We start from the raw sequence: 11,928 nt of genomic DNA, 5'->3' as shown, positions 1-11,928 counted from the left end.
CCTACTTATCCGGCCAATAATTGCCGGGTTCCTCTCCCAAGTTTGTGGCTAAGAGTTGACTATTCCACAAGGAATAGTCATTTTGCCGATATCCTCTATCTCCAGGGGGCGGATGTTTGGGTTAATCCGTGGTTAATCTTAGATTAAAATAAAAAACACGATCTTAATTTTTTAATCTAAATGCGACATAGGCAATTTTGGTGGGATACCCTGATTAATTATATTCAGCAGAATCCTCCCCTGTTTATCGAACTGGTCATGCTTTCGGCAGCCATTGTTTTACTGGGATTTTGGGGGGTGACTCTGGACTGGCCTTATTTGGTCCTGAGTCTGAGTTATGCGGTTGGATCGTCTTGTTCCTGTTTAGTTCGGGGTGCGATCGCCCCTGACCCAACCTTTAGACTCCCGCAATTGACCGCAATTTTGTTATTAGTGGTCAGCTTCTTTAGTTTTGTTGATTTATTGGGTTATTTATAATTTTCTCCGGCTGTTGATGGCGAGTTCTAAAGCATCAGGAACGGATTAAATCCAAGGGACAAGAAACCGGGTTTTTGACCCCAATTGCCTGCGGATTGGCAGAAATTTCCTAAAAACCCCGGTTTCTAACTGTTACTGTACCTCCGGACTCGACTCATTTTTCAAGAAATGCTCAACCGATTGATGAAAAATCAAGCGATTGCCTAATGGGTCATAGGCGTAAATTTCCCGCCCGTGAGAGGCGGTGGTAATTTCTCCTGGGGGTGGATATCCTAACTGACCCAGATGGGCGATCGCATCATCCAAATTGGTCACTTCAAAACATATACTCAAACTGCCCGAACCCTGGGGCAAAAACTCCGACTCATGATGGGTTTTGGGTTTGAAAATCCCTAATCTCAATCCTGCGGCAGAAAACTCAGCATAGACTTCGGGCTGATATGGATTGGGGGCGATCGCCAACAACCGAGCATAAAATTGCACAATTTCTTCAAAATTAACAGCCGCCAATGTCACAAAGGCTGCTTGATACTCAACTTTGATTCCCAAAACAGCCGACTCCTGGTTATAGGATTATCCAATTTAGATGCAAAACAGCTTACGCTTGCCATTGCTATCACCTTTAACAAATCTGTCAAAAGTCAGTTTTACCCGCTTGACAACATCTTGGAGGACTTGCGAATAAATCTATGCGATACAAAGGATGAGTTTTCTTGAGTTGAGGCAAAGTTTTCTTTTGGCTGAAATAATCGGGATGATTTCGCAGTTCTGGCAAATGGCATACAAGGGGACACGCATTTACAGGAGAACGGTTTTGCTCGTACCAGTTGAATCTATCCGCCAACAAATAATTGTACTGACTACAAAGCATTGACAGCCATCTATCTAACTCTGTAATCTGTTGTTTTGTTGGGCGTAGTTTGTACTGGTAGGATATTCTCATGATATTATTATAGCAAACAGCTACATGGTATTCGTAATGAACCAAATTAATTTCCGAGTGACTGATGAAGAGTTAGCCCACTTGAAAAAATACTGCAAAATCAAAGAAAGACAACAAAGCGAGGTGATCCGCGAGTTGCAGCAGAAAATTGTCAATCGATGGGGTATTGAACCCCATCGATTGACCGCCTATCCATCCCGACACCAACCTGAGTACAGGTATGGTGCTCGGCTGAGGGCGTCAAGCTAAAAACCCGTTGGTCCGAAGGGCCGCACCTGCACTAGAGTAAGAGGGGAATATCCGAATCCTATCCTCTCGTGGTAAATTAAGTGGGACTTATTCATCCCTTAAGTAGCCGTTATTGAAGCTAACCCCCCTTGCAGTCCAAGCCGCGATGGGGTATAAGCCATAGGTCGTCACTGGTGAGGGGGACGGCAAACCCACCCTCTACTCCCCGGTTGACCCTGTGTAACTTCCTTTGTAAGCACGATCGCAGAATTCAATAAAAAATATGCATCTGAGTGAACTGTCTCACCCAAACCAGTTGCACGGTTTATCCATCCATCAACTTGAGCAAATTGCTCGACAAATTCGGGAAAAGCATCTGGAAACGATCGCCGCCTCTGGCGGTCACCTCGGCCCCGGGTTAGGGGTGGTCGAACTCACCCTGGCCCTCTACCAAACCCTAGACCTCGATCGCGATAAGGTCATCTGGGATGTGGGTCACCAAGCCTACCCCCATAAACTCATTACCGGACGTTACGGCAATTTCCACACCCTGCGCCAAAAAAATGGCGTGGCGGGATACCTCAAGCGCAGCGAAAGCAAATTTGACCATTTTGGTGCAGGTCACGCCTCCACCAGCATTTCTGCGGGATTAGGCATGGCCTTAGCCCGGGACATGAAAGGTGAAAAATTCAAAGTGGTCTCGGTGATTGGCGATGGTGCACTCACTGGCGGCATGGCATTGGAAGCGATTAACCATGCGGGTCATTTGCCGCACACGAATTTGATGGTGGTCCTCAATGATAACGAAATGTCGATTTCTCCCAATGTGGGGGCGATTCCTCGTTATCTGAATAAAATGCGTCTGAGTCCCCCAGTTCAGTTCCTCAAAGACAATTTAGAGGAACAGTTCAAACATCTCCCCTTTGTCGGGGAAACCTTCACCCCAGAAATGCAACGCATCAAGGAAGGGATGAAGCGGTTGGCGGTTCCTAAAGTGGGGGCAGTCTTTGAGGAGTTGGGCTTTACCTATATCGGACCCATTGATGGGCATAATCTGGAAGAACTGATCACCACGTTCAACCAAGCGCATCAAATGCCGGGTCCGGTGTTGGTTCATGTTGCTACGGTGAAGGGCAAAGGCTATGCGATCGCCGAAAAAGACCAAGTGGGTTACCATGCCCAAAATCCCTTTAATCTGGCAACCGGAAAAGCCATCCCCTCCAATAAACCCAAACCCCCCAGCTATTCCAAAGTTTTTGCCGAAACTCTGATTAAACTGGCGGAACAAAACCCGAAAATTGTCGGAATTACCGCAGCAATGGCTACGGGAACAGGGTTAGACAAACTCCAAGCCAAACTGCCCGATCAATACATCGATGTGGGGATTGCTGAACAACACGCCGCGACTCTGGCAGCGGGTTTAGCTTGTGAAGGAATTCGCCCGGTTTGCGCGATTTATTCGACGTTCCTACAACGCGCGTATGATCAAATCATTCACGATATCTGCATTCAAAAATTACCCGTGTTTTTCTGTCTGGATCGGGCAGGAATTGTAGGCGCGGATGGGCCAACTCACCAAGGGGTCTATGATATCGCTTATCTGCGTTGCATTCCCAATTTGGTGCTGATGGCACCGAAGGATGAGGCGGAACTGCAACGGATGCTAGTCACGGGAATTGACTACACCGATGGGGCGATCGCCATGCGCTATCCCCGAGGCAATGGTTACGGTGTTCCCCTAATGGAAGAAGGATGGGAACCCCTGGAAATCGGCAAAGGGGAAATTCTCCGCAGTGGCGATGATTTGTTAATCCTTGGCTATGGTTCAATGGTCTATCCTGCCTTACAAACGGCGGAAATTCTCAACGAACATGGCATTGCCGCAACCGTAGTGAATGCTCGATTTGTCAAACCTTTGGATACCGAGTTAATTTTGCCCCTGGCTCAACGCATTGGTAAAGTTGTGACGATGGAAGAAGGATGCCTGATGGGTGGGTTTGGTTCGGCGGTGGCAGAAGCGCTCATGGATAATAATATCCCGGTGTCACTGTTGCGTTTTGGGGTGCCGGATCAGCTTGTGGATCATGCCACACCGGACCAATCTTTTGCTGACTTGGGTTTAACGCCCTCTCAAATGGCCGATCGCGTTTTACAAACGTTTAAATCGCCAGTTTCTGTTGCTCAATAATTAACAAACTGAGCAATTCTCCCTTTAAAATTATCAAGAGAACTCAGGAATAGAGAGCGCAGAGAAAACAGGATTTCTCTGCGTTCTCTTTGTCTGAATTATTATGGCTCTGTTTCAGAACTAAATTCGGTGATGTGATGAAAAATTTTGATGTAATTATTGTGGGTGCTGGCCCAGCCGGAGGGCATTGTGCAAGGCAATTAGCCGGTTCTGGCATCCACGTTTTATTGGTGGAACAACATGAAACCTTTGCAGCTAATAATTTTTCAAGTGCTGCAACTCCGATGGAAACCTTGGCTAAATATGAGTTACCCGAATCGATTGTGGGGAGTTTTTGGCAGAATCTGGCGATTATCAGTACCCATGTTCAGAAACGGTGGGAGTCCTCTACTCCTTTAGGTGCCGTGTTGAATTTTGCTAAACTTCGGGAATTTTTAGCCGGGGAAGTGACGAGAAATGGGGGGGAGGTTTGGTTGGGTCATCGATACCTAACTCACTCTTCCCAGAAGGGTGAAACCGTGGTAATGCTTAAACCCAAGGGAAAAGAAGAGGCAGTCGCTGTTCAGACGCGGGTCTTAGTGGATGCCACAGGTGCCGCGCGATCGCTGATGTATCCCCACCGCCAAAATCGTCCGGCTTTTTTTACCGGGATCGGCATCGAATATTTAATTACAGTCGATGAGTTGACTTACCAATCTTGTGCCGAGTCTCTAATGTTTTTCATAGGACATCGGTGGATGCCTCAAGGGTATTCGTGGATTTTTCCAATGGAACCCAATATTCTGAAAGTAGGGGCGGCTCGTTATCAGGGTCAACATCAAATCCTGGACGACCGATGTCCGGCGATTAAACAGTCTATCGAGTTGCTGATTAAAGAGTATCTCCAGATTGATGACTATCACCGATTAGAAACTCATGGTTCAAACCTACAATACAATAGGGGACTTCAGGATATTTACTACCGGGATAATTTAATTGCGATTGGGGATGCGGTTTCGGCAGTCAATTACCTGGGGGGAGAAGGGATTCGGCATGGAATGGAGACGGCACAGATTGCCGGTGACTATATCCAAGACTATCTAGCCGATCGCCGAGGGGATTTCGCGGAGTATCAACACCACCTCCACCAGCAATTTAAGCGGTCCTGGGATATTTCGGAAAGGAGCGCTAAAAAAGTTTATCTGGACTATAGCGATCGCATGATTGACAAAGGGTTGGCCTATTTAGGAACCCTGGAACTCTCAGAGGTGATAGACCTTGTATTCTACTATCGATTTGAAAAGATTACGAAAGGGGTCCGGCGTATCCTCCTCCGCAAACTGACTGGATTTTGGCAAGAAATTCGGCAAAGATTGGGCCTATCTAGTAGAATAAGTTAGAGCAAATTAACTTAGTTTTCACCGGATTGATTATGTCTGGAAATCCTCCTGTTTATCCCGTTGTGTGGAAAGAAGACCATGTAGCGCTCATTGACCAAACTCGTCTACCGATGGAGTATGCCTTGGTAGAAATTCGCCGCTATGACGATATGGCAAGGGCGATTCAAACCATGATTGTTCGCGGGGCTCCAGCGATTGGAGTGGCGGCAGCTTATGGAATGTATTTAGGGGCTAGGGATATCCAAACGGAGGAACGGGGGGAGTTTTTGACTCAGTTAGAAACGGTGGCGGAAACGTTACGCCAGACTCGTCCGACGGCAGTTAATTTGTTTTGGGCGATCGCCCGAATGCAAACTGTGGCAAGGCAGACATTAGGACCGGTGAGTTATCTTAAGAAAGTCTTGTTGGAAACGGCACAGGAGATTCAAGGGTCAGATTTAAAAACCTGTCAGGCGATCGGGGATTATGGTTTGGAGGTTCTCCCTACTACGCCGCAAAAGCTACGAATTCTGACCCATTGTAATGCTGGGGCTTTAGCGACGGCAGGATATGGGACAGCATTGGGGGTGGTGCGATCGGCGTGGAAATGCGATCGCTTAGAACGACTCTATGCTGATGAAACCCGTCCCCGTCTACAAGGGGCGAAACTGACAACTTGGGAATGTGTACAAGAGGGAATTCCCGTGACGGCGATCGCGGATAATATGGCAGCACATTGCATGAAACAGGGGTTAATTGATGCAGTGGTTGTCGGTGCCGATCGCATTGCTGCCAATGGGGATACGGCCAACAAAATCGGCACTTATAATTTAGCGATCGTTGCCAAAGCTCATCTGATTCCTTTTTTCGTGGCCGCACCGTTATCCACGATTGATTTTACCTTAGTTGAAGGTAGTGCAATTCCCATCGAAATTAGGGATGCCGAAGAACTCTATCAAATTGGCTCAACCCGAATTTATCCCCTCGGCGTGGAATTTTACAATCCCGCTTTTGATGTCACTCCGGCAGAATTGATTACCGCTATTATCACCGAACATGGGGCAGTTGCACCGTCAGAGTTGCATCAATTTCAAACTCAGCAGGTGGTTTAGGGGAATCCCAACCCAGGGGAGGTTTTAAAAACCCTCCTTGATTCGGTTTTAACAGTTAAAACAACTGTTAAGAGTGGGGTTCACCAAACAAAATTAGGGAACATTTCAACTCTTCAATGACTTTGGTGGTGACATTGCTGATGGCTAAACCCCCAGCAGTCCGACGACGAATTGAACGCAGGATAACCATATCCACCGATTGCGCTGCCTTCATAATGACCTTGACCACATCATCATCAGGAATGGTGGTAATGGCAATTTTTATCGAGGAGTTATCCCACTTGACCAGTCGGGCTAAATCGGACTCAAACCGATGAATTTGTTCGACAGGAGTCCGGCGTGCACAAACGTGCAGTAAGGTAATTTCCCCGGAATTCGCATCGGCAAATAACTGGGCAAATCGGACTGTTCGTAAGGTTTGCGGGGATAAATTTTTGACCGGCACTAATAAACGATGAATATTAACGGGTTCATCGATTAGGCGCATGACGGCAACGGGACAGTGAGAGGACCAAAAGACGTCATTAATGAGGTTGCCAAATAATCGCGATCGCAAGCCCATCTTCGGACTCCATCCCATTACAATTAGGTTGGATTCCCATTCCTTAGCGGTTCGGCTGATGGCATGGGAGACATCATCATCAATCCGCAGTTCGGGTTTGGCTTTGACCTCAAATTCTTCTAACATTTGGACCGAGCGATCGAGCGATCGCCGACTTTCTTTGAGGGCAATATCGAGTTGGGGTTCATCCATGTGAACATGAGCGATCGCCACGGATAAGGGGACAATTTGCCCCGCCTCATGACGGGCTAAAAGCGCCGCCATTTGAATTAAATACCGTTGGGTCAGGGGATTAGAAATTGGCACCACTACGGTAAACAAATCATCCGATTTCGCCACGGGAGGATTTACCCTCGTTTCCACTTCGTGGGTTTCCCACCAGATCGACATATTATCTGGGTCTAGGTAGGCCTTGGGTACAGGCAGTTTACTGGCAAATCTTGCCGTCATCAAGGGTCCGAGAACTGAAGTCACCAACATCAAGACAATCACGGTATTGAAGACTTCTGGAGTGATCACGCCCTGTTGAACTCCCACTAGGGCTGCAGCCAAGGTTGCGGCGACTTGTGGCACCGACAGCGACCACATGGTTAAGGTTTCAATCCACTGATAGCGATACAAAATTTTGGCAACCAAAGCAGCTAAAAATTTGCTCCCGAGTAAGCCAAAAACTATCGCCAAGGTTAATCCGAGGGAGGTGGTTAGGGTTTCGATAAATCCATTGATATCAAGCAATAAACCCATTCCCACAAAGAAAAATGGGATAAATAAAACACTGCCCACAAATTCTACTTTTTCCTTAACTGGACCGTTCCCCACCACATCATTGACCGCAAGTCCGGCAAGAAAAGCTCCCACAATTTGATCCACATTAATCAATTGAGCGCCGACAGCGGCCAAAAACAGGGCAAGCAGCACGAATAAAAACTGATTTCCTTCTTCATCTCCGGTTCTGCGAAAATACTCTTTTCCCGCCCGGTCAACTCCAAATAATACGCCAGCTGCGTACAGTCCCAGTAATACTAACTGGAGGATTAAAGAAAAGGCTGTGAATTCTCCGGCATTGAAGGAGACACAAATTGCCAACACTAATAAGGCCGCAATATCGGTAAAGATTGTCGCCCCAATGGTCACAGTGACGGCCTCATTTCCGACGACTCCCAATCGGTTGACAATAGGATATCCCAGGAGGGTATGAGAGGCGAGGAGGGAACCAATTAAAATGGAAGGATTCCAATCAAATCCAAAACTTCGTCCCACGATTGTGCCAACCATTAAGGGGAGAAAGAAGGTGGCCGCACCAAATCCAATGGAGCGATTTTTAGTTTTGCGGAACTGCTGGATATCTATTTCTAAACCTGCGACGAACATCAGGTAGATTTTGCCAATGCCCGAGAGGAGTTTGATGGTGTCGGTATTGGGATTGAGCAGTCCAGCCCCATCAGGACCTAAAACTACTCCGGCGACTAATAACCCGATTAATCCGGGCAGTTTCAGGTTCTCAAAGATCGGAGGGACAATCAAGATAACCAAAAGCAGAAGGGTAAATTCTACGATTGGACCTTCGGGAATTAAGTTGATGATTTGTTCCATAAGCGTGCGATCGCAGCCAACTTATCAAGTTGGGGTAGGAGGTCTTAATTTAACTTATCATATATCCGATCCTTTATCAGTTGTGGAATGCCCTCACCCCCAACATAAGGCGGCCCAAAGGGGGAGAGGGGAGCAAGAGAGGGCATAAATCATTTAGGATTGCTATAGTCCGAAAAATAATTTTACTGCACTCGATTCGGTCTGTTCCCGGGTCCATTTTTTATTTTTGATGGAAATTTTACCCCTGATTTGTCATGATTTCTGCTAGAAAAAATTAAATGAGCTGCATTCAAAAAAATAGGGATGAACGGATTAAATTAGTCTAATTCTAAAAAAAGGAGTGGGAGCATCTTGCTCCCTACTGCTTGTTGCCCGGGAGCAAGATGCTCCCACTCCTTTGGAAAATTATCAAATTTATTTCCCCTGACCATAACATCGATTAAAATCCCCAATTATGCTTGAATTAAATACTTAGGGAACTCCAAAAAATAAAATCCCCAAAACCCACACCCGTTAACGGTGGGGCACTCGCGGAGCTCGCCGGCCTACGCCGCGTCAGAGTCAGGTTTTTCACCGCATAACTTGGATAATTTATTTTTTTGGACTCCCTTAATTGAATATCAGATTGGAAAGATTTCCCCCTGGCTAATTTTCTTAATAATTATGGGGTAGAGGGATAGAGGTGAGGGGATATCCCCTGTTCAATTTAGACCTGTTTGAAGATAAAAATTCTGGATTTTCCACTCTCAAGGAGAGTCAGAACATCGGGGGCTGGGTTAAGGGGCCTCAATCTGGGGTGAAGGGTTCTGGGTGGGGCGATCGCCAGGATCCTGAGTGAGATGTTCTCTACCCTGGGTATAGTCTTAGTTTGAATCGGTTAAATCTGCCTATTCCTTTAGGTTGATGGGACCCAGAAAATATTAAATTTTTCCCGGGGTAAAACTCCGTCGTTTAGGTGAGGTTATTTCCCTAGGCATGGACTATATTAGAAAATGCTCAGTTATAAAGTTAAAGGTAAACTCAACCGATTGAGATCCAGACTGTGTTCGCGATCGCTTCACCAAAAATCAAGAAGCAGGAAATCTATTCCCTTCGTCAATCCAGGATAACAGCTTAGAGGAACTCAGGCACTGAAACTGGGAAGTGTGATCGACAGAAATAGTCCCTATACCTTACAAATCCCTATTCAATAGAGACAATTATTACCAGGTTTATAGCCCCAACTTATTAATCAGGAGTAGAGATGGTGTAAAAAACACCGATTCTCTTCCCGCTACTCTACTATATTTGTGCCCAAATTTATTATGAAATTCTTAGTTTATAAAACCCGCTTTTTGTTATCCCTTACTTGGGGGATAATTCTACCCATTGTTACTCCAATTGTAGCCTTTTCTCAGCAACCCCCACCCATTCTACCCCCTGAGGATGGAACCGGGACAGTGGTCAATCGCGAGGGAGAAGTTTTTCACATTCAGGGCGGAACCGTCTCCTCCGATGGAGGTAATCTTTTTCATACGTTTGAACAATTTGGATTAAATGCCGGTCAAACGGCTAACTTTCTCTCTAATCCAGAAATTCGCAATATTCTCGGACGAGTAACCGGGGTAGATGCGTCTTATATTAATGGCTTAATTCAAGTCACCGGGGGTCAATCTAATTTATTTTTAATCAACCCGGCTGGACTGGTTTTTGGGCCGGATGCTGCCTTGAATGTCCCGGCTGCTTTTACCGCAACTACGGCGACCAGAATCGAGTTCAATTCGGGGTGGTTTGATGGGGAAGGATTCAACAATTATAGCCAGTTGATTGGCAAGCCGTTGGCTTTTTCTTTTAGCACCCAAGAAGTCGGAAACATTATTAATACAGCTCACCTAAGTGTGAACCCCAACCAGAATTTAAGCTTGATTGGGGGAACCATACTCAATACCGGAACCCTCAGCGCCCCTGGAGGAACGATTACCCTAGCTGCCGTCCCGGGAGAAAGTTTGGTTCGGATTGCTCAAGAGGGATATTTACTCAGTATTGAGGTGAATCCCCAGGATTTGAACCCGGGAAATTCCGGCAGTCTTCCCGTATCGGTGAATCCCCTTTCTTTACCTGAATTACTAACTCAAACTGGGGTTGGTCATGCCACTGGGATTACCATCACGGAGGCGGGAACGGTGATTTTGACGGGTTCGGGTCTGCCGGTGGAACCAGGGGATTTGGTGATGAGCGATCGCCCCTTGTCCTCGACAGTCCCCAAGGACCAAACGACGATTAACAGCGCAAATGCTATCCTTTCGGCCCCTGAAAACCTGACGATTGTGGGGGGTCAACTGCGGACGACTGGTGACTTAACCCTGCAAGGCGGTAATACGGTCCGGGTTCGCGAGGGGGAAACAGGATTTCAGGCGATCGCCGGAGGCAATTTAGCCATTCTCGGGGTTCAGGGAATTGATATCCTCGCCTTAACCGGAATTCAACCGGCGTTTCAAGCGGGGGGAAATATCAGCTTAGTCAGTCCAGGCAATATTTCCGGGGATTCTAACTTTTCGGCAGGGGGAAATTTCTCCCTTGAGAATGGAGTCGGGGGTGGGGGTCACTTCGTGAGTGAATATGACCCAATTATTACCGCCAGTGGAGATGTGATTTTTGGGTCTTATACAGGAGTCTCCCTAAAAATTGAAGCAGGTGGGGCGATCGTCGCTGAAGATATTACTATCACGGGTCCCGATACCACTTTGGGAAACCTGAACGACCCTGATGCCGACCTCCTCCTGAATGCGGCAACGTTAATTTTGCGATCGGGGGTCGAGTCGGCAGTGAATCCCACGGATATCTCGACAACCCTAGGCAATACCTTTATTAGTACCAGCCCCCGGAGTTCGCCTGCTAATATTACTCTGGGAAGGGTCTCCACTGCCGGAGGACCCGTGATTCTAAACTCGGCAGGAGAATTGTTTTTTGATTCGATCGCCACCGCTGGGGGAGAAATTCGCCTCTTTGCTAACAACAATATCACCGCCACCGGAACCCTCAATTCTCAAGGGGGTGACATCAACATCACCGCAGGTAATTTCCTGCGGGTCCTGGATACCTTTAATAACGAGAACGGTGTCAATGCGAGTATTTCATCGGCAGAAAGTGGCGATCGCGGTGGAGATATTCGCATCGAACACAGCGGAGGCACTACCACTCCGTTTATTATCGGGGATGCCACTGTCAATGGAACCGCTGGTGCGATTACCACAGGTTCTAGCACAATTTCGCCCAACTTCTCTGTCCCAGTTCCGCCATCTCGCTACACCCAAGGCAATATTACGATTGTCACTCAGAGTCCCAATGGAACTCCCACTGAACCGGGTGACGAAACTCCGACTGAACCGGGGAATGAAACTCCCACTGAACCGGGTGACGAAACTCCCACTGAACCGGGTGACGAAACTCCCACTCAACCGGGGAATGAGACTCCCACTCAACCGGGG

At 47.2% G+C, this 11,928-nt stretch carries 8 protein-coding genes; 5 read left to right on the top strand and 3 right to left on the bottom strand.

The genetic code is table 11. The features are described 5' to 3' along the window. Positions 1-180: 180 nt before the first annotated feature. Entirely contained in the window at positions 181-477 is a 297-nt protein-coding gene (locus J0895_RS25410) for a hypothetical protein (protein WP_207090765.1), read from the top strand. Positions 478-609: 132 nt separating this feature from the next. Here J0895_RS25410 and J0895_RS25405 read toward each other — a convergent pair whose 3' ends face one another. Continuing rightward, positions 610-1,026 (bottom strand): VOC family protein, encoded by a 417-nt coding sequence (locus J0895_RS25405; RefSeq protein ID WP_207090764.1) that lies wholly within the window; start codon positions 1,024-1,026, stop codon positions 610-612. 85 nt (positions 1,027-1,111) lie between these two features. After that, positions 1,112-1,420, bottom strand: coding sequence for a helix-turn-helix domain-containing protein (locus J0895_RS25400; RefSeq protein WP_422894355.1), 309 nt, complete (start codon positions 1,418-1,420; stop codon positions 1,112-1,114). A gap of 511 nt (positions 1,421-1,931) precedes the next feature. Here J0895_RS25400 and dxs point away from each other — a divergent pair. From dxs to mtnA, 3 genes are all read left to right on the top strand, one after another. Next, entirely contained in the window at positions 1,932-3,836 is a 1,905-nt protein-coding gene (dxs, locus tag J0895_RS25395) for a 1-deoxy-D-xylulose-5-phosphate synthase (protein ID WP_207090763.1), read from the top strand. 137 nt (positions 3,837-3,973) lie between these two features. Then, entirely contained in the window at positions 3,974-5,215 is a 1,242-nt protein-coding gene (locus J0895_RS25390) for an NAD(P)/FAD-dependent oxidoreductase (RefSeq protein ID WP_207090762.1), read from the top strand. Between the two features lie 32 nt (positions 5,216-5,247). Next, positions 5,248-6,306, top strand: coding sequence for an S-methyl-5-thioribose-1-phosphate isomerase (gene mtnA, locus J0895_RS25385; RefSeq protein ID WP_207090761.1), 1,059 nt, complete (start codon positions 5,248-5,250; stop codon positions 6,304-6,306). Between the two features lie 67 nt (positions 6,307-6,373). Here the strand turns inward: mtnA and J0895_RS25380 are convergent, their stop codons facing one another. Next, a complete protein-coding gene (locus tag J0895_RS25380) occupies positions 6,374-8,461 on the bottom strand; it encodes a cation:proton antiporter domain-containing protein (RefSeq protein ID WP_207090760.1) in 2,088 nt (695 codons plus the stop codon). A 1,304-nt stretch (positions 8,462-9,765) separates the two neighbouring features. Here J0895_RS25380 and J0895_RS26630 point away from each other — a divergent pair. After that, on the top strand, positions 9,766-11,928 hold a 2,163-nt coding region (locus J0895_RS26630; RefSeq protein WP_207090759.1), incomplete at its 3' end, for a two-partner secretion domain-containing protein.

The organism is Phormidium pseudopriestleyi FRX01 (genome assembly GCF_017313335.1).
GTDB classification, from domain to species: domain Bacteria; phylum Cyanobacteriota; class Cyanobacteriia; order Cyanobacteriales; family Laspinemataceae; genus Laspinema; species Laspinema pseudopriestleyi.
Note: the sequence above shows the minus strand (reverse complement) of the source record. Positions and strands in the feature narration are given on the sequence as shown.

Bases quoted from the DNA above. Each gene is read 5' to 3' on its own strand.
- mtnA (WP_207090761.1), top strand. From the start codon at position 5,248: ATGTCTGGAAATCCTCCTGTTTATCCCGTTGTGTGGAAAGAAGACCAT.
- J0895_RS25400 (WP_422894355.1), bottom strand. From the start codon at position 1,420: ATGAGAATATCCTACCAGTACAAACTACGCCCAACAAAACAACAGATT.
- J0895_RS25410 (WP_207090765.1), top strand. From the start codon at position 181: ATGCGACATAGGCAATTTTGGTGGGATACCCTGATTAATTATATTCAG.
- J0895_RS25390 (WP_207090762.1), top strand. From the start codon at position 3,974: ATGAAAAATTTTGATGTAATTATTGTGGGTGCTGGCCCAGCCGGAGGG.
- dxs (WP_207090763.1), top strand. From the start codon at position 1,932: ATGCATCTGAGTGAACTGTCTCACCCAAACCAGTTGCACGGTTTATCC.
- J0895_RS25380 (WP_207090760.1), bottom strand. From the start codon at position 8,461: ATGGAACAAATCATCAACTTAATTCCCGAAGGTCCAATCGTAGAATTT.